Annotated in this window: 25 protein-coding genes; 9 read left to right on the top strand and 16 right to left on the bottom strand. The window is 68.1% G+C overall.

Annotation, left to right across the window (positions count from 1 at the left end; translation table 11 throughout):
• Nucleotides 1–23 precede the first annotated feature (23 nt).
• Nucleotides 24–1,181, top strand: coding sequence for an Mrp/NBP35 family ATP-binding protein (locus G6N33_RS19205; RefSeq protein WP_101528264.1), 1,158 nt, complete (start codon nucleotides 24–26; stop codon nucleotides 1,179–1,181).
• Between the two features lie 16 nt (nucleotides 1,182–1,197).
• Here G6N33_RS19205 and tatB read toward each other — a convergent pair whose 3' ends face one another.
• The 4 genes from tatB to sigE form a co-directional block, all read right to left on the bottom strand.
• On the bottom strand, nucleotides 1,198–1,587 hold the full coding sequence (gene tatB, locus G6N33_RS19200; RefSeq protein ID WP_044507505.1) for a Sec-independent protein translocase protein TatB: 390 nt from the start codon (nucleotides 1,585–1,587) through the stop codon (nucleotides 1,198–1,200).
• On the bottom strand, nucleotides 1,588–3,114 hold the full coding sequence (gene htrA, locus G6N33_RS19195) for a serine protease HtrA (protein WP_044507506.1): 1,527 nt from the start codon (nucleotides 3,112–3,114) through the stop codon (nucleotides 1,588–1,590). It abuts the gene before it with no gap.
• A gap of 157 nt (nucleotides 3,115–3,271) precedes the next feature.
• Nucleotides 3,272–3,670, bottom strand: a complete 399-nt coding sequence (gene rseA, locus G6N33_RS19190; protein WP_044512190.1) for an anti-sigma E factor RseA — start codon at nucleotides 3,668–3,670, stop codon at nucleotides 3,272–3,274.
• A 118-nt stretch (nucleotides 3,671–3,788) separates the two neighbouring features.
• Entirely contained in the window at nucleotides 3,789–4,544 is a 756-nt protein-coding gene (gene sigE, locus G6N33_RS19185) for an RNA polymerase sigma factor SigE (RefSeq protein WP_044507508.1), read from the bottom strand.
• A gap of 188 nt (nucleotides 4,545–4,732) precedes the next feature.
• Here sigE and G6N33_RS19180 point away from each other — a divergent pair, with 188 nt between their 5' ends.
• The 5 genes from G6N33_RS19180 to G6N33_RS19160 all read left to right on the top strand — a co-directional run bounded on the left by G6N33_RS19180 (nucleotide 4,733) and on the right by G6N33_RS19160 (nucleotide 9,363).
• Nucleotides 4,733–5,401 carry an O-methyltransferase gene (locus G6N33_RS19180; RefSeq protein ID WP_101528263.1) on the top strand — a complete coding sequence of 223 codons (669 nt, stop codon included), beginning with the start codon at nucleotides 4,733–4,735 and terminating at the stop codon, nucleotides 5,399–5,401.
• A 111-nt stretch (nucleotides 5,402–5,512) separates the two neighbouring features.
• On the top strand, nucleotides 5,513–6,151 hold the full coding sequence (locus G6N33_RS19175) for a TetR/AcrR family transcriptional regulator (protein ID WP_044507510.1): 639 nt from the start codon (nucleotides 5,513–5,515) through the stop codon (nucleotides 6,149–6,151).
• Complete coding sequence (locus tag G6N33_RS19170) at nucleotides 6,141–7,061, top strand: ABC transporter ATP-binding protein (RefSeq protein WP_044507511.1); 921 nt, start codon at nucleotides 6,141–6,143, stop codon at nucleotides 7,059–7,061. Before G6N33_RS19175 ends, G6N33_RS19170 begins: the two co-directional genes overlap by 11 nt.
• Nucleotides 7,058–8,692, top strand: a complete 1,635-nt coding sequence (locus tag G6N33_RS19165; protein WP_179962642.1) for an ABC transporter permease — start codon at nucleotides 7,058–7,060, stop codon at nucleotides 8,690–8,692. Before G6N33_RS19170 ends, G6N33_RS19165 begins: the two co-directional genes overlap by 4 nt.
• The gene (locus G6N33_RS19160; RefSeq protein WP_044507513.1) at nucleotides 8,689–9,363 is read left to right on the top strand and encodes a methyltransferase family protein; all 675 of its coding nucleotides are present in this window, start codon (nucleotides 8,689–8,691) and stop codon (nucleotides 9,361–9,363) included. Before G6N33_RS19165 ends, G6N33_RS19160 begins: the two co-directional genes overlap by 4 nt.
• 8 nt (nucleotides 9,364–9,371) lie before the next feature.
• Here the strand turns inward: G6N33_RS19160 and glgC are convergent, their stop codons facing one another.
• Nucleotides 9,372–10,586 (bottom strand): glucose-1-phosphate adenylyltransferase, encoded by a 1,215-nt coding sequence (gene glgC / locus G6N33_RS19155; RefSeq protein ID WP_044507515.1) that lies wholly within the window; start codon nucleotides 10,584–10,586, stop codon nucleotides 9,372–9,374.
• Nucleotides 10,587–10,803: 217 nt separating this feature from the next.
• On the opposite strand from glgC, the gene glgA reads away from it, so the two are divergent.
• Nucleotides 10,804–11,967 carry a glycogen synthase gene (glgA, locus tag G6N33_RS19150; protein ID WP_044507517.1) on the top strand — a complete coding sequence of 388 codons (1,164 nt, stop codon included), beginning with the start codon at nucleotides 10,804–10,806 and terminating at the stop codon, nucleotides 11,965–11,967.
• A gap of 24 nt (nucleotides 11,968–11,991) precedes the next feature.
• Here glgA and G6N33_RS19145 read toward each other — a convergent pair whose 3' ends face one another.
• The 7 genes from G6N33_RS19145 to G6N33_RS19115 form a co-directional block, all read right to left on the bottom strand.
• Entirely contained in the window at nucleotides 11,992–12,159 is a 168-nt protein-coding gene (locus G6N33_RS19145) for a DUF3117 domain-containing protein (RefSeq protein WP_003406247.1), read from the bottom strand.
• Between the two features lie 212 nt (nucleotides 12,160–12,371).
• Entirely contained in the window at nucleotides 12,372–12,950 is a 579-nt protein-coding gene (locus G6N33_RS19140; RefSeq protein WP_044507519.1) for a DNA-3-methyladenine glycosylase I, read from the bottom strand.
• A complete protein-coding gene (locus G6N33_RS19135) occupies nucleotides 12,947–13,300 on the bottom strand; it encodes a DivIVA domain-containing protein (RefSeq protein WP_044507523.1) in 354 nt (117 codons plus the stop codon). Before G6N33_RS19135 ends, G6N33_RS19140 begins: the two co-directional genes overlap by 4 nt.
• Before the next feature lie 60 nt (nucleotides 13,301–13,360).
• Nucleotides 13,361–14,353: a glucosyl-3-phosphoglycerate synthase gene (locus G6N33_RS19130; protein WP_044507525.1), complete on the bottom strand. Its 993-nt coding sequence runs from the start codon at nucleotides 14,351–14,353 to the stop codon at nucleotides 13,361–13,363.
• Nucleotides 14,350–15,174 carry a dihydropteroate synthase gene (folP, locus tag G6N33_RS19125; protein ID WP_101528275.1) on the bottom strand — a complete coding sequence of 275 codons (825 nt, stop codon included), beginning with the start codon at nucleotides 15,172–15,174 and terminating at the stop codon, nucleotides 14,350–14,352. Before folP ends, G6N33_RS19130 begins: the two co-directional genes overlap by 4 nt.
• 181 nt (nucleotides 15,175–15,355) lie before the next feature.
• The gene (gene fadD6, locus G6N33_RS19120; protein ID WP_101528262.1) at nucleotides 15,356–17,140 is read right to left on the bottom strand and encodes a long-chain-acyl-CoA synthetase FadD6; all 1,785 of its coding nucleotides are present in this window, start codon (nucleotides 17,138–17,140) and stop codon (nucleotides 15,356–15,358) included.
• A 33-nt stretch (nucleotides 17,141–17,173) separates the two neighbouring features.
• Complete coding sequence (locus tag G6N33_RS19115; RefSeq protein ID WP_044507529.1) at nucleotides 17,174–17,737, bottom strand: TIGR00730 family Rossman fold protein; 564 nt, start codon at nucleotides 17,735–17,737, stop codon at nucleotides 17,174–17,176.
• Nucleotides 17,738–17,920: 183 nt separating this feature from the next.
• Here G6N33_RS19115 and G6N33_RS19110 point away from each other — a divergent pair, with 183 nt between their 5' ends.
• Complete coding sequence (locus tag G6N33_RS19110; RefSeq protein WP_101528261.1) at nucleotides 17,921–20,068, top strand: AAA family ATPase; 2,148 nt, start codon at nucleotides 17,921–17,923, stop codon at nucleotides 20,066–20,068.
• On the opposite strand, the gene dapE is transcribed toward G6N33_RS19110, so the two are convergent.
• Nucleotides 20,053–21,129, bottom strand: coding sequence for a succinyl-diaminopimelate desuccinylase (gene dapE, locus G6N33_RS19105; RefSeq protein WP_044507535.1), 1,077 nt, complete (start codon nucleotides 21,127–21,129; stop codon nucleotides 20,053–20,055). The two genes, G6N33_RS19110 and dapE, sit on opposite strands and share 16 nt — an antisense overlap.
• Before the next feature lie 38 nt (nucleotides 21,130–21,167).
• Here dapE and dapD point away from each other — a divergent pair, with 38 nt between their 5' ends.
• Nucleotides 21,168–22,121 (top strand): 2,3,4,5-tetrahydropyridine-2,6-dicarboxylate N-succinyltransferase, encoded by a 954-nt coding sequence (dapD, locus tag G6N33_RS19100; RefSeq protein ID WP_101528260.1) that lies wholly within the window; start codon nucleotides 21,168–21,170, stop codon nucleotides 22,119–22,121.
• A gap of 1 nt (nucleotide 22,122) precedes the next feature.
• Here the strand turns inward: dapD and G6N33_RS19095 are convergent, their stop codons facing one another.
• From G6N33_RS19095 to G6N33_RS19085, 3 genes are all read right to left on the bottom strand, one after another.
• Nucleotides 22,123–23,379 (bottom strand): MFS transporter, encoded by a 1,257-nt coding sequence (locus tag G6N33_RS19095; protein ID WP_101528274.1) that lies wholly within the window; start codon nucleotides 23,377–23,379, stop codon nucleotides 22,123–22,125.
• 226 nt (nucleotides 23,380–23,605) lie between these two features.
• Complete coding sequence (locus G6N33_RS19090) at nucleotides 23,606–25,036, bottom strand: acyl-CoA synthetase (protein WP_044512195.1); 1,431 nt, start codon at nucleotides 25,034–25,036, stop codon at nucleotides 23,606–23,608.
• A gap of 37 nt (nucleotides 25,037–25,073) precedes the next feature.
• Entirely contained in the window at nucleotides 25,074–25,982 is a 909-nt protein-coding gene (locus G6N33_RS19085; protein WP_044507537.1) for an alpha/beta fold hydrolase, read from the bottom strand.
• Nucleotides 25,983–26,056: the final 74 nt, after the last annotated feature.

Raw genomic sequence — 26,056 nt, 5'->3', positions numbered from 1 at the left:
CGCGCCGCCTACACTCGGCGGTGATGTCTCGTCATGACTCCCCTGGTTCGCAAGCCGACCTGAACGCCGCTATCCGCGGCGCACTGGGCAAAGTGATCGATCCCGAATTGCGGCGTCCGATCACCGACCTCGGCATGGTCAAGAGCATCGACGCCAATCCCGACGGCAGCGTGCATGTCGGGATCTACCTGACCACCGCCAGCTGCCCCAAGAAGACCGAGATCAGCGACCGCGTTAGCCAAGCGGTCGCCGACGTTCCGGGGACCGGGGCGGTCACTGTCAGCCTGGACGTGATGAGCGACGAGCAGCGCACGGAACTGCGCAAGAAGCTGCGCGGCGATGCCGCCGAGCCGGTTATCCCCTTCGCCCAACCCAACTCGCTGACCCGGGTCTACGCCGTCGCGTCAGGCAAGGGCGGGGTCGGCAAGTCCAGCGTCACCGTCAACCTGGCCACCGCGATGGCCGCCCGCGGCCTGTCGGTCGGCGTGCTCGACGCCGACATCCACGGCCACTCCGTCCCACGCATGATGGGCACCACCGATCGGCCCACCCAAGTGGAATCGATGATCCTCCCGCCGATTGCGCACGAGGTGAAGGTCATCTCGATCGCGCAGTTCACCCAGGGCAATACGCCCGTGGTGTGGCGCGGCCCGATGCTGCACCGGGCGCTGCAGCAGTTCCTGGCCGACGTGTTCTGGGGCGATCTCGACGTGCTGCTGCTCGACTTGCCCCCGGGCACCGGCGACATCGCCATCTCGCTGGCGCAGCTGCTGCCCAATGCGGAGATCCTGGTCGTCACCACACCACAGTTGGCCGCGGCCGAGGTCGCCGAGCGGGCCGGCAGCATTGCGCTGCAAACCCGTCAGCGCGTCGTCGGCGTCGTTGAGAACATGTCCGGGCTGACCTTGCCGGACGGTTCCACCCTGCACGTGTTCGGCGAGGGCGGCGGCGCGCAGGTCGCCGAGCGGCTGTCCCGGGCAGTCGGCGCCGACGTGCCGTTGCTCGGTCAAATCCCGCTGGACCCCGCCCTGGTGGCGGCCGGCGATTCGGGTGTGCCGCTCGTACTCAGCGCCCCGGATTCGGCGGTGGGCAAGGAGTTACGCAGCGTGGCCGACAAGCTGTCGTCGCGCAAGCGCGGCTTGGCGGGCGTATCGCTGGGGCTCGACCCGAGTCGACGCTGATACCCGTTCCGGCCAATCAGGTCGCGTCGGTGTCGAACGGCGCCGGCCCGTGCTGCTGCACCGGCGGTTGCGGCGGTTGCGGTTGCGGCGCCGGGGTGCCGTTGACCGGCCGCTCGAAATTGCCGGTGAGGAACGAGTCGTCCCCGTCGAATAAATGCTTGGTCAGGGCGGCGCGCGGCGTCATCCCCCGCAGCGTCTGCAGTTCACTCAATGGCCCGCGCAGGTCGTCGAACTCGGGGCCGAGGTCCTGGCGCAGCTGGGTGGTCACCCCGCTGAGATAGTCCCGCGCCTGCCGCAGCGACGTCGACGTCCATCGGATCGCGCCCGGAAGGCGCTCCGGCCCCAGGATCACCAGCCCGACCACCACGAGGACGAGGATGTGCTCCCAGCTCAGGTTCCCGAACATCTAGCTGCTATCGGGATCGGGTCTGACGGTCAACGTGACGTTGCGGCCATCGCGGACCACCTCGACCGGAGCGTCCTGCCCGATGGTCAGCTGCCGGACGGCGACGACGAACTCGTCGGCGTCGGCGACCTTGCGGTTACCGACCTTGACGATGACGTCGTTTTCCAAAATGCCGCCCTTCTGCGCGGGGCTGCCCGCCTTGACGTTGGCCACCTGGGCTCCGGCCGCGATCGAGTTGCTCACCGACCGGGTGCTGACGCCCAGCGTCGGGTGCACGATCTTGCCGTCCTTGATCAGGGCCTGCGACACCGTCTTGACCTCGTTGATCGGGATCGCGAACCCGAGCCCACTTGCGCTGTCGGACAACGACTTTCCGGCGGTGTCGATGCCGATCACCTGGGAATTCATGTCGATCAACGGCCCGCCGGAGTTGCCGTGGTTGATTGACGCGTCGGTCTGCAAGGCGTCGATGACGGTGTCGGTGTCCGAGCCCTCCCCGGACAACGGCACCGGCCGGTGCAGCGCGCTAATGATGCCGTGCGTCACCGTGCTGCGTAGACCCAACGGCGCACCGGCGGCGATCACCTCGTCGCCGACGCGAACCTTGTCGGAGTCGCCGAGCTGCGCCACGCTCAGGTTGTCGACATTGTCGACCTTCAGGACGGCCAGATCCGTCTTGGGGTCACGGCCCACCAGGTTCGCGGGCACTTCCTTGCCGTCGTTGAACACCACGGTCGTCTTGAACTGGCTCGGATTGTTGGCGGCCTCGGAGATCACGTGATTGTTGGTAACGATGTAGCCGCGGCCGTCGACGACGACGCCGGAACCCTGCATGCCCTCCTGGTCACTCTTGGATTCGATCGTCACCACGGAGTTGGCGGTCGCGGCCGCGACCTTCGCGAAGCGCCCCGCCGGCAATTCGGCGTTGCCGTTCGTCGACAGCGTCACCTTGGAGGTGGTGAAAGCGTCCACGACTTCGGCCGTCTTGCGCCCGATCAGCCCGCCGACGGCGCCGATGAGCAAGGCGATGGCGAGCAACACCGCCAGGGCGAGGTAGGACACCTTCCTGCCGAACAGGACGTCGCGCACACCGAGCTTGCCGGTGAACCCCGCCGCCGTCTGCAGCGTGGCCGGTTCCACCGCCGGAGTTCCCAACGCCGCCGCGGCGCCGGGGTCGCGCCAGGGATCGTCCAACTCGTCCTGATCGAATCCGTTCTGCTCGGCGGCCAACGCGCCGGCGTCGACGGGATGGCGTTGCAGTGACTCGCCGCCGCCGTCGGGTCGGCTGAACGCTTCCTCGAGCACCGGGTCGCGGCGTTCGTCATGCGGTATGAAGTCGGCTTGCTCGCGGTACCTCTGGGGCCGGACCCGCTCGGCGACAAACGAGCCCTGGACTCCGGCGGGACGACCGAACGCTTGACGCGCGGCAGGGTCGACCGGTGGCCGGGAGACGGGGCGCGGCGCCAGGCGTTTGCCTCCGTTGTTGCCGCTTTCTTGCCCCTGGTCGGAGCCTTGGTCGGAGGTCACGTTACCCCTTTTGGATCCTCTGCTTGAGTGCTCGAGACAGGCCGCGCACCCGCTCCGTTTGCGAGGCCAGCAATAGGCACGGCGTTGTTGTGTCCACCCTAGTATCCACGGTTGCTGATCGGTCGCCTTGACGCCACGAGCCGGAGTGGTCGGACGGCTACCGGCGCTTACGCTGGTCGCGCGCGTCGCGGTCGAAGAAACGCTCAGCAGCCTGAGATGGCGTGTCGTCGGGCGGGTAGTGCGGGATCTGCGACAGCATGCCCAGCAGCGTGCTCGGGATGCGGATGGGGTGGGAGTCGTCGCGCAGCGCAGCCCGGGCCCGGCTCTGGTCCTCGACCTCGGCGGCACACTGCGGGCACAGCGAGAGGTGATGAGCGGCCCGCAGGTGTGCACTCATGCGCAGCTCGCCGTCGACAAACGCCGCAATCGCCTCGATGGACAGGTGCTCGGTCGACCCGAACTGGCGAGGGGCGCCCACCGGGGCGTCGCTCTGCGATGCAAACTGGGCGGGAAGCCAGGAGAACGCACGGCGGAACACATGTCCCCGGTCGGCCATCACCAGCTCCTTTCGCCGCCACGTACCCCTCGAATGTAGCGCGACAAGGTGCTGCGCACCTCCGTGCGTGCGACGAAATCGCACGATCATCGGGCCATGCGCCGTACCGCGAACCGGGTCACGCCGATTTGGCGTGGGTCTCCGGCGCCGAGTGCGCCGCCAGATAATCGCGCAAGGCCTGGCGGCCGCGGTGGATCCGGCTGCGCACGGTGCCCAGCTTGACGCCCAGGGTGGCACCGATTTCCTCGTAGGACAGACCTTCGATGTCGCACAGCACCACCGCGGCGCGGAACTCCGGCGGCAGCGAATCCAGGGCGGCTTGCAGATCCGGCCCGAGCCGGGCGTCGTGGTAGATCTGCTCGGGATTCGGCTCGTCGGCCGGCACCCGGTCGTAGTCCTCCGGCAACGCTTCCATCCGGATCCGGGCCCGGCGGCGCACCATGTCGAGGAACAGGTTGGTGGTGATGCGGTGCAGCCAGCCCTCGAAGGTTCCGGGCTGGTAGTTCTGGACCGACCGGAACACCCGGATGAACGTCTCCTGCGTCAAATCCTCGGCGTCCTGCTGGCTGCCCGAGAGCCGGTAAGCCAGGCGGTACACCCGGTCGGCATGCTGTCTCACCAACTCGTCCCAGGACGGCATCGTCGTCTTGTCGCCGGTCGCGTCGAATACGGCGGTGCCCTGTAATCCGTCGACGGGCTCGACCCATTCGTCGTCGGCGAACTCCTGAGCGTGAGACATGGTGCTGGGGCTTAGCAGAGTGGTGTTGATCGAATCCTCCGAACAAGTTGAGTTGTCAGCTATTGACAATTCGTCGTCTGCGGCAACACGTGGCTGCCAATCGGTATTCCCCACCCAACGTGCTGCACGTTCCATACGCTCACCGTCGCCTATCGGCGTATGCGCGATATAGGAGCAATCTGAGGTTTGGCTGAGAAACCTTTTCGTTACCTGCCGTAAGCAGCGGGTACCCACCCGGGCGTGACTTACGCCGCGTGGAGCGCGTCGGGCGTGTCGGAATCCGTCTGGCTCGGGCGCGCCATCGCATGGCATACGCTGCGGGCATGGACGGCAGCGACGAGGAAACCTCCGGCCAGACGGCGCCGAGCCGGGCCGAATCGCTCTCCGCGCATGCGGAGGGCTCGATATCCGAGGACGCGATCCTGGCCGCTGCCCGGGAACGTTCCGTCGACATCGGCGCCGGGGCGGTGACGCCCGCGGTCGGCGCGCTGCTGAGCATGCTGACCAAGCTGTCCGGCGGGAAGGCGGTCGCCGAGGTGGGGACCGGCGCCGGGGTCAGTGGTCTGTGGTTGCTGTCCGGGATGAGTGACGACGGCGTACTGACCACGATCGACATCGAGCCGGAGTATCTGCGACTGGCTAAGCAGGCCTTCTCCGAAGCCGGCATCGGCCCGTCGCGCACCCGGCTGATCAGCGGCCGCGCGCAGGAGGTGCTCACCCGCCTTGCCGACGAGTCCTATGACCTGGTGTTCATCGACGCCGACCCGATCGATCAGCCCGATTACGTCGTCGAGGGCGTGCGGCTGCTGCGGTCTGGCGGGGTCATCGTCGTGCACGGCGCCGCGCTCGGCGGGCGTGCCGGCGACCCGGCGGCGCGCGACGACGACGTGCTCGCGGTGCGCGAGGCGGCGCGCCTGATCGCCGAGGACGAGCGGTTGACGCCCGCGCTGGTGCCGCTGGGCGAGGGCGTGTTGGCGGCCGTCCGCGACTAGCCGTTTGCCACAGCCGGCCGGATACCTGCCGGACGTGATGCGATTTCTTTACCGATTCTTTGCGGTGTTTCCCCTTGACCGCCGGCTGAACGACCGTTTAATGTCCTGAACGTGCGTTCAACCGACCTGACGGCCGCCGCCCGCATCCGCGATGCGGCCATCGAGCAGTTCGGCCAGCACGGTTTCGGCGTCGGACTACGCGCCATCGCCGAGGCGGCCGGCGTCAGCGCGGCATTGGTGATCCATCACTTCGGCTCCAAAGCGGGCCTACGCAAGGCCTGCGAGGACTACATCGCCGAACAGATCTACAGCACCAAGTCAGAGGCGATGCGGTCCAACGACCCGGCCACCTGGTTCGCACGGATGGCCGAGATCGAGGACTACGCACCGCTGATGGCGTACCTGGTCCGCAGCATGCAGACCGGTGGCGAGCTGGCGAACACGCTGTGGCGCAGGCTGATCGACAACACGTACGACTATATGGAAGAGGGCGTCCGCGCCGGGACCATCAGGCCCAGCCGCGACCCACACGCCAGGGCGAAATACTTGGGCATCACCGGCGGCGGGGGCCTGTTGCTCTACATCCAAATGCACCCGACACCAACGGATCTGCGTGCCGTCCTGCGCGACTATGCCCAAGAAATGGTGCTGCCCGCCCTCGAGATCTACACCGAAGGCCTGATGACGGACCGCACCATGTACGACGCATTCCTTGCGGCCGACGATCAAGGAGAGTCTGATGAGAGTTGACAACGCCGTCCCCATCGAAATTCGTGGCCTCACCAAGAACTTCGGGGCGGTGCGCGCGCTGGACGGTCTCGACCTGACCGTGCGCCCCGGTGAAGTACACGGCTTCCTCGGCCCCAACGGGGCCGGTAAGTCCACCACCATCCGCATCCTGCTGGGCCTGGTGCGCGCCGACAGCGGCACCGTTAAGTTGCTGGGCGGTGACCCATGGACAGACGCGGTAGCACTGCACCGACAGATCGCTTATGTACCAGGCGATGTCACGCTCTGGCCGTCGCTGACCGGCGGTGAGACCATCGACCTACTGGCCCGCATGCGCGGCGGTATCGACGACGCGCGCCGTCGGGAACTCATCGAGCGCTTCGACCTGGATCCGACCAAGAAAGCCCGCACCTACTCCAAAGGCAACCGGCAAAAGGTATCGCTGATTTCGGCATTCTCCTCGCACGCCAGCCTGCTGCTGCTTGACGAGCCCAGTAGTGGCCTGGACCCATTGATGGAGAACGTCTTTCAGCAATGCGTTGCCGAAGCGCGCGACCGCGGCGCGACGGTCTTGCTGTCCAGCCATATCCTGGCCGAAACGGAAGCCCTGTGCCAGCGCGTGACCATCATCCGGGCCGGCAAGACCATCGAATCCGGAACGCTGGACTCGATGCGACACCTCAGCCGCACTTCCATCAGAGCCGAAATGACCGGTGATCCAGGCGATCTCACTCGCATCAAGGGAGTCGAAGACATCAGCGTCGACGGCAACACGCTACGCGCGCAGGTCGACAGCGAAAGCCTCGGCGAACTCATCCGCGTGCTGGGGGATGCCGGCGTGCGCAGCCTGGTCAGCCAGCCCCCCACCCTCGAAGAGCTCTTCTTGCGCCACTACGACACCGGGCGCGGCACAACGAAGGTCTCGGCATGATCGCCACCGCCATCCTTGACCGTCCGGACCACGCAGCGTCACAGGGCGTTTCGAACTTCACTGGCACCTTGAGGATGCTGCGGCTGTATCTGCGCCGCGACCGCGTCTCGCTGCCGTTGTGGATCCTGCTGCTCTCGTTGCCGCTGGCCACGGTCTACGTCGGCAGCATCGAGAAGGTCTACCCCACCCAGGCCGCCCGCGCCGGATTCGCGGCGTCGATCATGGCCAGTCCGGCTCAGCGCGCGCTGTACGGGCAGATCTACAACGACAGCCTGGGCGCGGTGGGGGTGTGGAAGGCCGGCATGTTTCACGTGCTGATCGCGGTGGCCGTCATTCTGACGGCGATCCGGCATACCCGCGCCGACGAGGAGAGCGGACGGACCGAGCTGGTGGACTCGACCGGCGTCGGACGGTACGCCAGCCTGACCGCGGCGCTGCTCCTGGCGTTCGGCGCCTCCCTCACCACCGGGGCCCTGGGTGCGGCCGGCCTGCTGGGCACCGACGTCCCGGCCGGCGGATCGCTGGCCTTCGGTGCCGCACTGGCGTGTTCGGGTCTGGTGTTCACGGCCGTGGCCGCGGTGACCGCACAGCTGTCGGCCAGTGCGCGCTTCGCCCGCGGCGCCGCCTTCGCCGTGCTGGCCGCCGCATTCACGCTGCGCGCCATGGGCGACGCCGGCTCCGGCGGGCTGTCCTGGCTCTCACCACTGGGGTGGTCGCTGCAGGTGCGGCCCTACGCGGGGGATCACTGGTGGGTGCTGTCGCTCCACCTGGCTACCGCGGCGGTCCTGACCGCTGTGGCGTACCGACTGCTCGCGGGCCGCGATGTCGGTGCCGGCCTCATCGCCGAGCGCGCCGGTCCGGCCACCGCCGCCGCCGGGTTGCGCAACGTGTTCGGCCTGGCCTGGCGCCTGGATCGCGGCGCGCTGCTGCTGTGGACGGTGGGGTTGTCCCTGTACGGCATGGTGATGGGCAGCGTGGCGCACGGCATCGGCGACGAGATTGGCAGCGGCATGGCCCGTGACATCGTCGCGCGGATGGGCGGCACCACCGCGCTGGAAGAAGCCTTCCTGGCGGTGGCGTTCGCGATGATGGGCATGGTGGCCGCCGCGTTCGCCGTCTCGCTCGCCCTGCGACTGCATCAAGAGGAATCCAGCCTGCGGGCCGAGACCACCCTGGCCGGGGCTGTTGCGCGGACCCGTTGGCTGGCAAGCCATCTGGTCGGCGCCCTGCTCGGCTCCGCGGCGGCAATGCTGATCGCCGGAGCGCTGGGCGGTCTGCTTTACGGCATGGCCGCCGGCGCCGTCGGATCCAAGATGGTCATGGTGATCGGCACCGCGGCGGTCCAGCTGCCGGCCGTCTGGCTGGGCTCGGCGGTCACCATCGCGTTGTGGGGCCTGGCGCCACGCTTCGCGCCGGTGACCTGGGGCGTGCTGATCGGGTTCATCGCCTTGTACCTGATCGGTTCGTTGGCGGGCTTCGGCCAATGGGTGCTCGATCTGGAGCCCTTTGCGCACGTGCCTCGCGTCGGCGCAGGTTTCACCGCCGTGCCACTGCTGTGGCTCACAACTATCGATGCCGCGCTGATCATATTGGGCGCCATGGCATTCCGGCGGCGGGACCTACGATCATGAACACCGGTATCAAGGCCGCGTCGTCGTCGATGTTCGGACTGATCGTCCTGGGCGTGCTGCTCTTCCTGCCGGCCGGAACGCTCAACTATTGGCAGGCGTGGGTTTTCGTCGCTACCACGCTGGCGGCGACGATCCTGCCCACCCTCTACATCGCCAGGACCAACCCGGCCGCGTTGCAGCGCCGCATGCATGCCGGCCCGAAGGCGGAGACCAGAGGCATCCAGAAGATCGCGATCGTCGGCGCAATGCTGGCAATCCTGCTGATGTTGACGTTCAGCGCATACGACCATCGGATGGGCTGGTCGCATCCTCCCAGCTGGGTATGCCTGCTCGGCGATCTGCTGGTGGCTTGCGGACTGGGGATCGCGATGTTGGTGATCATCCAAAACGGTTATGCCGCGGCCACGGTGACGGTCGAGACCGGCCAGCACGTCGTCTCCGGTGGTCTGTACAAGGTCGTCCGGCACCCGATGTACGTCGGCAACGTGGTCATGATGATCGGTGTTCCGCTGGCCCTGGGCTCGTACTGGGGATTGTTGCTGGTCCTCCCGGGAATTGTGGTGCTCGTCGTGCGGATCCGCGACGAAGAGCAGCTGCTCGCCGAGCAACTGACCGGATATCGCGAGTACACGCAGCGGGTGCGCTACCGGTTGCTGCCCTACGTCTGGTAGCCGCGCGGCTAGACCCAGACGCCCTTGCCCACCGCGACCACGCCCCCGGCGCTGATCGCAAAACGCTCCCGGTCCCGCTCCAGATCCACGCCGACCATCTCGCCCGGCCCGATGACGACGTTCTTGTCCAGGATCGCGTGGCGTACCACCGCGCCGCGGCCGACCCGGGCGCCGGGCATGATCACGCTGCCTTCGACGATCGCCCCGTCGTCGACCACCACATTCGACGACAGCACCGAATTGCGCACCGAGGCCGCCGAGATGATGCTGCCGGCACCGACCACAGACTCCTGGGCGGAGCCGCCGTTGACGAACTTCGCCGGCGCCAGGTTCTCCGTCGCGCCGCGAATCGGCCAGCGCCGGTTGTACAGGTTGAACACCGGGTGCACCGACACCAGATCCATGTGTGCGTCGTAGAACGCGTCCAGCGTCCCCACGTCACGCCAGTAGGCGCGGTCCCGGTCGGTGGCGCCGGGCACCTCGTTGTCGCTGAAGTCGTAGACGGCGGCCATTCCGTCGGCCACCAACCGCGGGATGATGTCGCCGCCCATGTCGTGATCGGAGTGATCGTCGTCGGCGTCGGCGCGAATGGCGTCGATGAGCACCTTGGTGGTGAAGATGTAGTTGCCCATCGATACGAAGGTCGTCTCCGGGTCATCCGGAGTGCCCGGCGGCTTCAGCGGCTTCTCGACGAAGTTGCGGATCCGCCCGGACTCGTCGGAATCGATGCAGCCGAATGCGCTGGCGTCGGCGCGCGGCACCCGGATTCCGGCCACCGTCGCCCCCGCCCCGCTGTCGATGTGGAACTGGACCATCTGCTCGGGATCCATCCGGTACACGTGGTCGGCACCGAAAACCACTATGTAGTCCGGATCTTCGTCGTAGATCAGGTTCAGTGACTGGTAGATCGCGTCCGCGGAGCCGGTGTACCAGCGCGGCCCGAGGCGCTGCTGCGCCGGCACCGGGGTGATGTACTCACCGGCCAGACCGGACAGCCGCCAGTTCTGCGAAATATGGCGGTCCAGCGAATGCGACTTGTATTGCGTGAGAACACAGATCCGCAAGTATCGGGCGTTGACGAGGTTGGACAAGACGAAGTCGATCAGGCGGTAGGCGCCGCCGAAGGGAACTGCGGGCTTGGCCCGGTCCGCGGTCAGCGGATACAGCCGCTTACCCTCACCGCCGGCCAGGACGATACCCAGCACGTGTGGTGCTTCCCTCATGGCTCCAAACCTATCGGCCGTCGCGAACCGCTGCCAGGGGCAATCCCCCCGGCCGCCGTTCTGACGGGCTGTCCGTCAACGTATTTGGCAAACTCGGCGCGCCGCCTCTCACCGTAATCGGTGATGGTGGGAGACGCGCGGCCAGCGGCCCGAGTTGTCCGGCCGCTTTTCCGATCCGATTCGCGGCCGGTGCCGGCTGCGAACTACGGTGCGGAGTATGCGGGTGGCGATGATGACGCGGGAGTACCCACCGGACGTCTACGGCGGAGCCGGCGTACACGTGACCGAGCTGGTCGCCCAACTGCGCCGGCTGTGCACGGTCGACGTGCATTGCATGGGTGAACCGCGGCCGGGCGCGATCGCCCATCAGCCCGACCCGCGTCTGCAGAACGCCAACGCGGCGTTGAGCACGCTGTCGACCGATCTGGTGATGGCCGACGCCGCAGCTGAAGCGACGGTGGTGCATTCGCATACCTGGTACACCGGCATGGCCGGACACCTGACCGCGCTGCTCTACGACATCCCGCACGTGCTGACCGCGCACTCGCTGGAACCGCTGCGGCCGTGGAAGGCCGAGCAACTCGGCGGCGGCTACCGGGTGTCGACGTGGGTGGAGCGCACCGCGGTGCTAGCCGCCGATGCCGTCATCGCGGTGAGCGCCGGCATGCGCGAGGACGTGCTACGCGTCTACCCCACCCTGGATCCCAGCCAGGTCCACGTCATCCGCAACGGGGTGGACACCGACGTGTGGTATCCGGCTGGAGCGGCCGACACCGGGTCGGTGCTGGCCGAGCTCGGCGTCGACCCCAACCGGCCAATGGTGGCATTCGTCGGACGGATCACCCGGCAGAAGGGGGTGGGCCACCTGGTGGCCGCCGCCCATCGGTTCAGCCCGGAGGTGCAACTGGTGTTGTGCGCCGGCGCTCCCGACACCCCGGAGATCGCCGAGGAGGTCCGCTCTGCCGTGGCCGAGCTGGCCCGGGTGCGCAGCGGCGTGTTCTGGATCCGGGAAATGCTTCCGATCGCGGAGCTACGCGAAATACTTTCGGCTGCGACGGTTTTCGTGTGTTCCTCGGTCTACGAACCGTTGGGAATCGTGAATTTGGAGGCGATGGCGTGCGGCACCGCGGTGGTGGCCTCCGACGTCGGTGGCATACCGGAGGTCGTCGTGGACGGCACCACCGGTTCGTTGGTGCATTACGACGCCGACGACCCGACCGGATACCAGGCGGGATTGGCCCGAGCTGTCAACGAACTCATCGCGGATCCCGGGAAGGCCGACCGCTACGGGCGCGCCGGGCGCCAGCGGTGCATCGAGGAATTCTCCTGGGCGCACGTCGCCGAACAGACGCTGGAGACGTACCGGAAAGTGTCGGCGTAGCGTCGCACCCGCGGCGCGTGGGGCTTAGCTCGTGACACCCTTGAGCTCGTCGCCCAGGGCGGCGGCTTCGTCGGGTGTCAGCTCGACGACGAGACGACCACCACCTTCCAGTGGTACCCGCATTACGATGCCGCGCCCCTCCTTGGTCGCTTCCAGAGGACCGTCTCCGGTCCGGGGCTTCATCGCCGCCATCGAGTGCTCCCTCCAGATTCGAGATGACCCGTCCTCGCGAGCTTGGTCGGCGGCGAGCTAGCCCCGCCAGCGGATTTCCAGCCATACCCGACATTGAACTGCCAAATCACCCCTCCATTGTTCCCTATTAGTGTCACTAAATGCACAAGACCCGTCCCTACGGCCCTCCGCGGGTCCCGGGGAGGGCTGGCGGTGTCCGGTGCCGCGGGTCCTTACCGCGGCACCGGGACCCAGCAATCGCGGACGTGGTCGTCCACCATCCCCGTCGCCTGCATCAGCGCATAGGCGGTGGTGGGGCCTACGAAGCGGAATCCGCGCCGCTTGAGTTCCTTGGCCATGGCCTGGGATTCGGCGCTGGCGGATGGGATTTCCGATCCGTCAACCGGGCGGGATCGCGGCGGGGGTGCAAACGACCACAGCAGGTCGGACAGATCGTCCGGCGCGCCCAGTTCCGCGGCCGCCCGCGCATTGGCGATCGTCGCGTCGATCTTGGCCCGGTTGCGCACGATGCCCGGATCAGCCAGCAGCCGCTGGACGTCCGCGTCGGTGAAGCGGGCCACCTTGTCGATCTCGAACCCGCAGAACGCGCGCCGGAAGTTCTCCCGTTTGCGCAGGATGGTCAGCCACGATAGGCCGCTTTGGAAGGCCTCCAAGCTCATCCGCTCGAACAGCGCCACCCCGCCGCGCAATGGGCGGCCCCACTCCTGGTCGTGGTAGTCGCGGTACAGCTCGAAATCGGGCCCGGGCCGGCCCACCGCCCAGCCGCAGCGAATCAGTCCGTCCTCGCTCACGCCGGATCCCCACCCCCGGCGTCCTTGTGCTGCGCTGGTTCGCCCGCGTCGCTGCCGGCGTCGGAAGCGGCACTGACGGCGGCGAGCTGACCGCGCAGCGCCTCGAGCTCGCGGGCCAGCCGGTCCAGCACCCAGTCCACCTCGCTGGTCTTGTAGCCGCGCAGTACCTGGGTGAACTTGACCGCGTCCACATCGCTGCCGGTGACGCCGTAGGCCGGCAGCACGGTGGCCGTGGTGCCGCGAGGTAGCGGCGGCAACTGTTCGCCGCGTCCGAACAGCAGGCTCGCCGCGCCGAACAGCACGATGGCGACCAGCACCAACACCACGAGGTAGAGCAAAACCAACGCCACGGCATCGATAGTGCCCTATCCCACCGACACCCGGCGCTCGGTGTGGCCGCACCGGAGGGCTCAGCGTGGCCTGAGCACCTTCATCGGCGGCCGGTCCGCCAGCGACACCGGCGAGGTGCGCTGCGTATAGCTCGGGCCGTCGGGGCCGTCGGGCCCGGCGGCGAAGAACTGCGTCAGCCCTACCCCGGAGTCGGGAATGCCGCAGCGCGAGAGCAGTGTCGCGATGACCTGGCGGCTCATCGCGCCCAGCTCGGCCAACGGCCGGTTGCGATGCGCCCGCACGCCTAGGTTGACCTGGGCGATCGCGTCGAGTCCCAGCCGGTCGAAGGTGTCGATCAGCAGACCGATCTCCACGCCGTAGCCGGGGGCGAACGGCAGTGAGCTCAGCAGTTCCCGGCTGGCGGCGTATTCGCCGCCCAGCGGTTGCAGGACGCAGCCGAGTTCGGGGCGCAGCGCGGCCAACAACGGCCGGGCCACCAGCTCGGTGACCCGGCCGCCACCGCTGGCCGCCTCGCCGGTGCCTCCCGTCGCGCCGGCGGACAGCGGCCGCCGGTAGAAGCTCTTGACCAGATGAATGCCGTCGCCGGTGAGCAGCGGGCCGAGCAGCCACGGCACGAACATCGGATGCGGGTTGATCAAGTCGGAGTCGACGAACACGACGATGTCGCCGCTGGTGGCGGCCAACGAGCGCCACAGCGCCTCCCCCTTCCCGGGGCGGGGCGGCACTCCGGGCAGCGCCTGTTCGCGGCTGACGACCCGGGCACCGGCGGCGATGGCACGAATTTCGGTCTCGTCGGTCGACCCGGAGTCCAACACGATCAGCTCGTCGACCAGCTCGTCCAGCAGCGGCGAAATGCTGGCGACGACCGAGGCGATGGTTTCTTCTTCGTTGAGTGCCGGGAGCACCACCGAGACCGTCCGGCCGCCTTTTGCGGCTTCCAGCTCGGGCACCGTCCAGGTGGGGCGGGTCCAGCTACGGCTGGCCAGCCACTGCCGCGCGGCGGCGACCTCGTTGCCGGTCAGCTCGCCGGCGAACAGCTCCGATGCGGTCATGCCAGCCCCCTCACCGTCCGGGCCGGCGGACGGGTCCCCTGAATCGAGGCGACCATTTCCAGCACGCGTCGGGTCGCGGCGACCTCGTGCACCCGGAATACCCGCACCCCGGCGGCGGCCGCCAACGCGGTGGCGGCCAGCGTGCCCTCGAGCCGTTCGGTCAGTTCCACACCCAGAGTCTCCCCGACGAAGTCCTTGTTGCTCAAAGCCATCAGCACGGGCCACCCGGTATTAACAAGTTCGTCCACGTGCCGCAACAACATCAACCCGTGGAAAGTGTTCTTGCCGAAATCGTGTGCCGGGTCGATCAGCACCCGATCGGGGGCCACCCCGGCCGCTACGGCGCGGTCGGCGGCACCGGTGAGCTGACGGATCGCGTCGTCGACCACACCCCGGGTGGTCGTACCGTAGCGAACCCGGAACGGACGCGTGCGCGGCTGGGCGCCGCCGGTATGCGAACACACCAGACCCACACCCAGCTCGGCCGCCACCTCCGCCAGGGCCGGATCGATGCCCGCCCAGGTGTCGTTGATCAGGTCCGCACCCGCCGCGCAGGCCAGCCTGGCGACTTCGGAGCGCCAGGTATCGACGCTGATCAGCTGGTCCGGGTAGGTGTCGCGGAGCCATTCGATGAATGGCACCAGCCGGGCGATCTCCATGTCGGGGTCGACGTTTTCGCCCGGGCCGGCCTTGACACCGCCGACGTCGATGATGTCGGCGCCGTCCTGCACGGCGCGGTGCGCGGCACCCCGGGCCGCCTCGTCGCCGAACGTCGCGCCCTTGTCGTAGAACGAGTCGGGCGTGCGGTTGATGATTGCCATGACCAGCGCGCGATCCGCGGCGACCGGCCGGCCGCACAGGGTTGTCTGCACTCGTCCATAGTGCCGGGTCACCGCACCGGGCGCGGCCCGGGGACGTCGTCGAGTGTTACGCCAGGGCTCGTTGCTGCGGCGTGTCGACGCCCGCACGGCACAACCGACGCCGCCAGCGCACACCCGGCGTTCAGCCTCGGGGTCGCTTGCCGGCCGCTACCTCGCTCGGGTAGTCGTCGTAGTACGGCACGTAGCCCTCGTCACGACCGGCCAACACGTACAACGGGTCCTGCACGTCGGAGCCGTAGGCCTGCTCACGCAGTTCCACCTTGCGGCTCTTGAAGGTCGTGGTGTACTCCAAGGTCTTGACCACCCGCACGAACAGCGGCAGCGCGTAGGCGGGCAGCTGGTCGTACACCGCGCGGGCCAACGACTTGCCGTCGAACTGCGCGCCCTCGCGCAGCTGCACCGCGGCCATCCCGGCACGGCCGCCGGTGTTGGGGATCTCCACCCCGAACACCGTGCACTCCTCGACCGAATTGTCGGACGCCACCGCCGCCTCGACCTGGGTGGTGGCGACGTTCTCGCCCTTCCAGCGGAAGGTGTCACCGAGGCGGTCAACGAACGCGGCGTGCCTCATGCCCTGCGGGCTCATCACGTCGCCGGAGTTGAAATAGCAGTCACCCTCACGAAAAGCGTTGCGCACCAACTTCTTTTCGCTCGCCGACTTGTCGGTGTAGCCGTCGAACGGCTGCAGCCGGTTGACCGGGCTGAGCAGCAGCCCGGGCTTGCCGGGCGGCACCCGCCGCACCCGGCCGTTGTCGTCGCGGACCGGATCTCCGGTGTCGGGGTCGTATTCCACGTACACCAACGGCATCGGCGCGATGCCTGTCGACCCGGGCACGTTGAAGATGTTGATGAAGGCCGTGTTGCCTTCGCTGGAGGCGTAGAACTCACACACCCGCGCGATGCCGAAGCGTTCGGTGAAGTCTCGCCAGATTTCCGGGCGCAGCCCGTTGCCGGCGATCACCCGCACCTGGTGTTTGCGGTCGGTGTCCTTGGGTGGCTGATTGAGCAGATACCGGCAGATCTCGCCGATGTAGATGAAGGCGGTGGCCCGACTTTGGATCACCTCGTCCCAGAACCGGGACGCCGAAAACGACTTGCCCAGCGCCAGGGTCGCCCCGGAGTTGATCACCGACGACAGCGCCACCGTCAGCGCGTTGTTGTGGTACAGCGGTAGACAGCTGTATAGGGTGTCCGCGCTCTTGAGCCGGAGCCCGAGCCCGCCGAACGCGCCGAGCGCCTTGAGCCAGCGCTGGTGCGTCATCACGCTGGCCTTGGGGAAGCCGGTGGTACCCGACGTGAAGATGTAGAAGGCGGTGTCACGGGCCTGGACGGCGGCCACCGAGTCGGGGTTGGTGGCGGGCGCGCCGACGGCGAAGCGCTCGAGGTCTTCGATGGTCAGCGTCGCCGCGGTTGCCGTCGAGCCGGACTCGGTGACGGCGCTGACCAGGTCGGTCTCCGCGATCAGCACCTTGGCGTCGAGCAGCCCCAGGCTGTGGGCCAGCACCTCGCCGCGCTGATGGTAGTTGAGCATGCCGGCGACGGCGCCGCATTTGACCGCGGCCAGCATCGCCAGCACCGTGTTGGGCGAATTGCGCAGCATGATCGCGACGACGTCGCCGTGGCCGACGCCGCGCGAGGCCAAGACGGCGGCGTACCGGTTGGCGGCGGCGTTGGCGTCGCGGTAGGTCAGCTGCTGGTCGCCAAACCGCACGAACACGCGGTCACCGAAGCGGGCCGCGCGGTCCTGGAACACGCTGCCGATCGACTTCCTCGAGTTCGGCTGAGCGAGTAAACCGGTTACCGCGCCGCGCACGATCACCGGCAGGTCGGCCAGCACGTCGGGCAGCCCGGACGCGATATCGGTCAGGCCGACGGGTTTGCGCGCTCCCCGAGCGTGATCGGACATTGCTTCCTCGATTCCCCTGGACGCATGCCGACCTCAGCGAGGGGCGCACGCCTCGATTGCGGCACCCACCTTATCGACCAGCACCAGCCGGTCGATTGCTGCCTGCGAGATGTAGCCGCTGTCGAGCAACCCGTTCAGCCACAGCCACAGACCCTCGTAATGCCCCCACGGATCGAGCAGCACCACCGGTTTGTCGTGCATACCCAGATAGCCTGTCGTCCACGCGTCGAACAACTCGTCGAGGGTGCCGATGCCGCCAGGCAACACGATGAACGCGTCGGAGCGGTCTTCCATGATGCGTTTACGGTCGCGCATGGTGTCGGTGACGATCAACTCGTCGGCCATCCTGTCGGCGAGTTCTCGGCGCACCAGCTGTTCGGGGATGACGCCGACGGTGCGGCCGCCGCGGGCCCGCGCCGCACTCGCCACCGCCCCCATCGCCGATACGTGGCCGCCGCCCCACACCAGCGTCCAGCCGCGCTCGGCTATCGCTTCGCCGAGTTCGCCAGACACGTCAAGCAATTCGGGATGTGTCGGCCCGGACGCGCAGTACACGCATACCGACCATTCGCCTGCTGTATCGCCTTCGGGGCGCATAACCGTCAAGGTAGACCAAAGCCGACGCGACTGTGCACCGATGGGCCGACACACCGGCTCGACGTCGGCTTGACGTCGACTTGACGTTGGCTTGACGTCGACTTGCCAATGGCTTGACGTCGACTTGCCAATGTCCGCCAATCCGTCCCGCAATAAAAGACGTCCCGCAATAAAATTCGGACGATGCCGATTCGATGGAACGTCCCGCAGCACGCGTCCACGCTGGAACAGCTGGAGGCCGCTCTGGCCGACGGAGTGCGCACGGGCGCGGTCGTGCTGGGGCCGGACGGGGTCGGCAAGTCGACGTTGGCGCGGCTGGCCGCCGAACATTATTCGAGTGCGCGCCCGTCGACGTTCATTCGCTGGGTCACCGGCACACCGACCGAGCGAGTGGTTCCGTTCGGCGCCTTCAGCCATGTCGTGGATATCGCCGACATCGGCAAGCCGGCCGCGTTGTTGCGCGCTGCCCGGGCGTCGCTGAGCCGCGACCGCCAAGGCGATCTGCTGCTGATCGTCGACGACGCCCACGATCTGGACATCCTGTCGGCCACGCTGGTTTACCAATTGGCGCTTGCCGGCACCGCTCGGATGGTCGTTACCGCACGCGCGGACGCGGCACCCGACGCCATCGCGGCGCTGTGGACCGACGGTCTGCTGGACCGCATCGACGTCGACGCGCCCGGTGCGGCAACCACCACCGCCGAGGTCGACACGTTCATCGCCGAGTTGCCCGCCGCGGCGCGGGCGGTGCTCGACTATCTGGCCGTCGAGGAGCCGTTATCGCTGGCCGACCTCACCGCGCTGGCCGGCGACGGTGCCGTCGCCGAGGCCCAGGACTGGGGTGCGGCCGAAACCCGGGTGCGCGACGAACACTCCGACGAACCGGTGGTCTACACCGCACATCCGTTGTTCGCCGAGCGCGCCCGCGCGGCGCTGGGCGCCGACGGCGCCCGGCAGCGCCGCACCGAAGTCGTCCGGCTGCGGTCAAAGCATCCGCCGCAGCATCTCAGCGACCGGCTCCGGCTGGCATCCGTTGCGTTGGACAGCGATGCGCCGCAGCCGGTGGCCGAAGTCGTCGACGCGGCGCAGCAGGCGCTGCGGCTCGGCGATCTGCCCCTGGGTGAGCGACTCGCGCGCGCGGCGCTGGAGCGGTCCTCGGACGCTCCAGCGTTGGGGGCTCGGCTGGCGCTGGCGAATTCCCTTGCTTTCCAGGGCCGTGGCCGCGAGGCCGAGGCGCTGCTGGCAGCGGTCGACCCCGCGACGCTGTCCGATACCGACCTGATGGCCTGGACCCTGCTGCGGGCCGCTAATCAGTTCTTCATGCTCAGCGAACCGGAGCGGGCCACCGCGTTTTTGCAAACCATCCGCAACCGGGTGCCCGATGTCGGTCCACGGCTCACCCTCGACGCGCTCAGCGCCACCTTCGCAATGAACGCGGGCAACATCGAGCGGGCAGTCGAGATCGCGCGCACGGTGCTGGCCGCGCCCGCCGCCGACGATCAGGCGGTGGCCTGGGCGGCCAGTGCGGCCACGCTGTGTTCGGCGCGGCAGGGTCGCTTCGCCGACGTCGCGCCGCTGGCGCGGCGGGCCCAGGGCGCCGAGCACCCCGGGCTGCTGCGGTTCACCGTCGGCCTGGGCGAGACCACGATGCTGTTGATGACCGGTCGTCTGGACGCCGCGACCGAACTGGCCCAGCAGTTCACCGATTTCGCCGAGTTGCAGCAACCGGGCCGGGCAATCGGCGAAGTGCTGCTGGCGAACACGTTGATCGCCGCGGGCCGGTCCGCCGATGCCGCCGCCTTGCTCGGGCCGGCCGCCGCCGCCTTGGAGCGCACCGGCTATTCGTGGGGACCGCTGTCGCTGATGCTGCTGGCCACCGCACTGGCCCAACAGGGCGACATCGCCAGCTCGGCAAAAGCGTTGAGTCGAGCCGAATCTCGACATGGCACCAAGTCGGCGTTGTTCAGCCCGGAGTTGGGTGTGGCGCGGGCGTGGCGGCTGGCCGCCGGACGGGACACGCACGGCGCGGTGGCCGCGGCCCGCGACGCCGCCCGGATGGCCGAACGCCGCGGGCAGTCGGCCGTGGCGCTGCGGGTCTGGCACGAGGCGGTCCGGCTCGGAGACCCCCGTGCGGCTGATCCACTGGCCCGTCTATGCAGCGAAATTAACTGCGCGGCAGGAGGACTCGCCCTCTCACACGCGCAAGCACTGGCCGCCGGCGACGACGCGGCATTGCGCCGGGTGGCCGAGGAGCTGACCGCGGCCGGTATGCATGCGGCAGCCGCCGATGCCGCCGCGCAGGCCGAGCAGCGCGCTCAGCCGGCCAGGTAGGGCCGCAGCATTGCCACGGCGTCGGTGATCGCCGCCGCCGGCACCCGCTCATCGCGCCGGTGCGCCAGGTTGGGGTCGCCGGGACCGAAGTTGACCGCCGGGATGCCCAACGCGGCGAACCGGGCCACGTCCGTCCAGCCGTATTTGGCCCGCACGTTCCCGCCCGCGGCCTCGACCAGGGCTTTGGCCGCCGGCTGCGACAGGCCGGGCAACGCGCCAGCGGCGCAGTCGGTCTGCTCGATGTGCACGTCAATCCCGTCGAAGACCTCGCGCACATGTCGCAGTGCCTCGGCGGGCGAGCGGTCGGGAGCGAACCGGTAGTTGACGGTGACCGAGGCGGCGTCGGGGATGACGTTGCCGGCCACCCCGCCGTCGACACGCACCGCCGACAGTCCTTCGCGGTAGCGGCAACCGTCGATATCGACGGTTCGTGCCGGGTACTCGGCCAGCCGATTGAGTACCGCGCCCAGTTTGTGAATTGCGTTGTCCCCCAACCAAGATCGCGCCGAGTGGGCACGAGTCCCGGTGGCGCTGACCGCGACCCGCAACGTGCCCTGGCAACCGGCTTCGATATAGCCGGCAGTGGGTTCGCCCAGGATGGCGACGTCGGCGGCTAACCACTCCGGCAGTTCGCGCTCGATGCGGCCCAGTCCGTTTGCGGCCGCTTCGATTTCCTCGCAGTCGTAGAGCACCAACGTCAGGTCGTGGGCGGGTTCGGTCACCGTGGCGGCCAGATGCAGGAACACCGCGTCGCCGGATTTCATGTCCGCGGTGCCGCAGCCGTACACCACATCGCCGTCGGCATCGGTCAAGCGACGGCTGGGCAGGTTGTCGGCTGCCGGGACGGTGTCCAGATGCCCGGCCAGCAGCACCCGGGTCGGCAGATTGCGTCGGGTGCGTGCCAACACGGCATCACCGTTGCGGATGATTTCGAAATCGGATGTCTGCGCCCGAAGCGCGGCCTCGACCTCGTCCGCGATGCGCTTTTCGTGTCGTGACTCGCTGGGGATGTCGACCAGCGCCGCGGTCAACTCGATCGGATCCCCACGCAAGTCCAGCACACAGCCAGCCTAATCGCCGGTAAGGCAGATGCCGTAACCTGACCGCCGTGACTGGAGCTGCAGGCATCGGATTGGCGACGCACGCCTCCGACGGATCGATCCTCGATACATGGTTTCCCGCACCGGAACTCACCGAGTCGGACACCAGCGGCACGTCGCGGCTCGCGCTGTCCGACGTGCCGCCGGAATTGGCCGCGCTGGTGGGCAGGGACGACGACCGCAACACCGAGACGGTGGCCGTGCGCACGGTCATCGGAAGCCTGGACGACGTCGCCGCCGACGCGTACGACGCCTACCTGCGGCTGCATTTGCTGTCTCACCGCTTGGTCGCGCCGCATGGGCTCAATGCCGGCGGCTTGTTCGGGATCTTGACCAACGTGGTGTGGACCAATCACGGACCGTGTGCCATCGAGGGGTTCGAGGCGGTTCGCGCGCGGCTGCGGCGCAAGGCACCGGTGACGGTCTACGGCATCGACAAGTTCCCGCGGATGGTCGACTACGTGCTGCCCAGCGGGGTCCGCATCGCCGACGCCGACCGGGTACGCCTCGGCGCTCACCTGGCGGCGGGCACCACCGTGATGCACGAGGGCTTCGTCAACTACAACGCCGGCACCCTGGGCGCGTCGATGGTAGAAGGCCGCATCTCGGCCGGCGTGGTGGTCGGCGACGGTTCCGACGTCGGCGGCGGCGCCTCGATCATGGGCACCCTGTCCGGCGGTGGCACCGAGGTGATTTCGATCGGTAAGCGGTGCCTGCTCGGCGCCAACGCGGGCCTGGGCATCTCGCTGGGCGACGACTGCGTCGTCGAAGCCGGCTTGTACGTGACGGCAGGCACGAAAGTCCTTACTCCCGAAGGCAAAACGATGAAGGCGGTCGAGTTCTCCGGGGGCAACAATCTCTTGTTCCGGCGCAACTCCGTGAGCGGGGCGGTGGAAGTGGTGGCGCGCGGCGGTCAGGGCATCGCCCTCAACGAGGACTTGCACGCCAACTGATCTACAGCTTGGCGCCGTGCGTTTCCGGCAGCAGGTAAGTGCAGATCACACCCGTCAGTGTCAGTGCCGCGAGCATGACACCCACCGACCAGCTGCCGTAGCTCGCGACCAGCGTTCCGGCGAGCAGTGGCGGCAACGCCCCACCGAGCACCCCGGCCAGGTTGATCGCCAGCGCCGAGCCGCTGTAGCGGTAGCGGGTCGCGAAGAGTTCGGGAATGAACGCCCCGGTGGGTCCGCTGCCAATTCCGGCCAGGGCGAACATGCCGACGATGGCGAGCACATACAGAATCGGCTTTCCGGTGTCGATCAGCGGGAGCACCACGAACGACCACGGCACGCAGGCCGACCAGCCGATCAGCATCATCCGCCGGCGCCCGAAGCGATCGCACAGCATCGCGGAGGTGACGACGGCGATGAGGCTTACCAGGCCACTCAGCACGCCGACGGTCCAGATGAAGTTACGGGTGTAGCCCAGGTGCGAATGGGCGTACATGGCGAAATACGTGTTGCCCAGGTAGCACAACGACATCCCGCCCAACACGGCGCCCGCGGCCAGGAAGATCTCCCGGCCCTGCAGCCGCAGCGCCTCGGCCAGCGGAGCTCTGGGCACCAAGTCGCGGGCCTTCTCATCGGCGAAAACCGGTGTCTCGTCGATGTTGAGCCGCACGTACAACGCCAACGCGATCAGTAGCCCGCTGATCAGGAACGGCACCCGCCAACCCCATTGCAGGAAAGCAGGACTGTACTCGCCGATCGTGGCGCTGACGGCCAGGAAGGTCAGGCTGCTCATGATGCCGGCGACGCCGCCGCCCAGCAGGGTGAACATGCCGTACCGGCCGCGCCGGCCGCCGGGCGCGTACTCGGCGCTCAGTAATGCCGACCCGGCCCATTCGCCGCCGACCGCAAACCCCTGCAGCAACCGCAGGCCCATCAAAATCAACGGCGCGGCCATCCCGATGGATGAGGTGCTGGGCACCAGGCCCACGCCGACGGTCGCCACCGCCATCAGCAGCAGCGTGAAAATCAGTGTCTTCTTGCGGCCCAGCCGGTCGCCGAAATGCCCGAAAACAGCGGCGCCGACCGGGCGGGAGAGAAACGCGGTGGCAAACGTTCCCAGCGAAGCGACCATGGCCACGCCCGGGGTGAGGTTCGGGAAGAACACCGCCGGAAACACCAGCGCCGCCGCGGTGCCGTAGATCAGGAAGTCGTAGAACTCGATCGCCGAGCCGACCAGACACGAGACCGCCACCCGTGCCATCGGGGCGGTCCGGGGCTCGTCGGTGATCGTCGCCGCACCGGTCGCGGTGCGGTTCGACTCGTACGTGTCCATCCAACGAAACTATGCGAAGCCGCGAACCCTCGCTTGCAGGAAAACCTGGCAATGTCCTGCATATCGGGTGAAGTCCCAGATCACCAGCCAAGTTGTGACGTGTTGGTCACCTTATCGGCATATCTGGTTTGCGTTGCGGATACCGGAAAGCCGCTCACCCTTCGGTTAGCAGCTGCTTCTTGACGACCTTGCCCATCGCGTTGCGCGGCAACGCGTCCACCAGCCGCACTTCCCGCGGCCGCTTGTGTACCGAAAGGTCTTGGGCGACATAGTTGATCAGCTCGTCGGTGTCGAGGTCGGACGAGCCGACGATATAGGCGACGATGCGCTGGCCCAGATCGTCGTCGGGAACGCCGACGACCGCCGCCTCCTGCACGCCCGGGTGCCCGAGCAACGACGTCTCGATTTCACCGGCGCCGATGCGGTATCCGCCGGACTTGATCAAGTCGACCGATTCGCGGCCCACGATGCGATGCATGCCCCCGCCGTCGATGACCGCGACGTCGCCGGTGCGATACCAGCCGTCGGCGTCCAACACCTCGGCGGTGGCCTCCGGCCGGTTCAGGTACCCGTCGAACAGGGTCGCACCGCGCACCTGAAGCTTCCCCACCGTTTCACCGTCGTGCGGAACGGGGTCACCGGCGTCGTCGAGCAAGCGCGTCTGCACTCCGGATAGCGGGAAGCCGACCCAGCCCGGCCGGCGTTCACCGTCGGCCCGGGTGGACACCGTGATCAATGACTCCGATGCACCGTAGCGTTCGATGGGCCGGTGCCCGGTCAGCGCTTCGAGCCGGTCGAAGACCGGCACCGGCAGCGCCGCGCTTCCGGATACCAGCAGCCGGGCCGGCCGCAACGCCTCGGCAGCGGCCTGATCCGCGACCACCCGTGACCACACCGTCGGCACCGCGAAGAACAGCGTGCCGCCGGACTCCGCGCGGGCTTGCGCGTAGCCGGCCGGTGTCGGTCGTCCGGTGTGCACGAAGCGGTTTCCGATCCGCAAGGACCCGAGCAGGCCGAGCACCAAGCCGTGGATGTGGAACAGCGGCAATCCGTGCACCAACACGTCGTCGGACGTCCACTGCCACGCTTCGGCCAGCGCATCCAGGTCGGCGGCGATCGCGCGCCGGCTCACCACGACGCCCTTGGGCAAGCCCGTGGTCCCCGACGTGTAGATGATCATCGCGGTCGACTCGGGCGCCGGCTCGGGGTAACGGTGCCAGGACCGCGCATGCACGCGCACCGGGATGTGCGGCAGGTCTTCGTCCGCCGAGTCTTGCGGCGGCTCGGGTCCGAGCCACACCTTCGCGCCGGAGTCGGTCAGCATGTGCCGGCGTTCGGCCGCGCCCACGTCCGAGGGCACCGGGACGAAGGGCACACCGGCGATCAGGCAGCCGGCCACCGCCAGCACGGTCGCCACCGACGGGGTGGCCAAGATCGCGACCCGCTGCGCGCCCGCGACACGCTCGGCTACCGACGTCGCACCACCGAGCAGGTCGCTGCGGCTCAGGGTGGTGCCATCGATCTTGATCGCGTCGGGGATATCCGTGGCGTTGACAGCGGCGGGGTTAAGGGATTCCAGCAGCACGGTGAGCACGTTACCGACCCGCGTTGAACAGCGGCGCTTACCCCCGTTCGTCCCAGATCTTCATTAGGGCGGCCAGGATTTCTTCCCCGCGACCCAACCCCGCCAGATGACTTTCCCCAGGTAGAACGAATAATTCGGCGTCGGGCAGGCGCGAGACCGCATGCTGACCATGCGCGAATGGGACGATGTGGTCCTTGTCGCCATGCCACCAGTGGACCGGGACCTTGACCTCGTCGAGTCCGAATCCCCAGTCCCGGGTGAACAAGATCACGTCGTTGAACGGGGCCGCGAGCTGTTTGCGGCTCCCGTTCAACAGATCGTCGAGGAACATGGCGCTGAACTCGGGCCGGGTCAGCAGGCGCCGGTCGGCCTCGGGCGAGATGGCCGCATAGAGGTACAACGCCGTGCTCGCGACCGGACGGATGGCCCGGACCACCAGGCTCGCACCGATGCGCAGCGGGTCACCGCCGAGTTGCAGCAGCGGCGCCACCCGCTTGCCCAGATTCATCAGTCCGCTGGCGATGCCTTCGTCGCCGACGAAGGGCGCCACGCCGCCGAGCACCCCGGCCGCCACGACGCGATCCGGGAGCGCCGCCGCCGCGGCGAGCGCGTACGGACCGCCGCCGGACAGGCCGATGACCGCCATCCGGTCGATGCCGAGGGTGTCGGCAATTGTCCGCAGGTCGTCGGCGAACGCCCGGATGTTCTCGTAGCGATGCGGTGTGGAGGAGCCGATTCCGGGCCGGTCCAGGCCGATCAGCCGGATCCGGCGTTCCTCGGCGTAGACGCGGGCCTCGGTGGGAATCTGCCGACGGGCGCCCGGCGTGCCATGCAGCCAGAACACCGCGCGGCCCTGCGGGTCGCCGAATTCGGCGAAGCCGATCTGGCGGTCTTCACCGACCGCAACGTTTCCTTCTAGCTTGGGACGGGCGATCTCGAAGACCATCTCAGCAGCTTGACATGTGACGTGCCGATTACGAAATGCGCACACACCCCGACGTCAGGCCTCGACGTCACGCG

The sequence above is a fragment of the Mycobacterium simiae genome, assembly GCF_010727605.1.
Classification (GTDB): Bacteria; Actinomycetota; Actinomycetes; order Mycobacteriales; family Mycobacteriaceae; genus Mycobacterium; species Mycobacterium simiae.
Note: the sequence above shows the minus strand (reverse complement) of the source record. Positions and strands in the feature narration are given on the sequence as shown.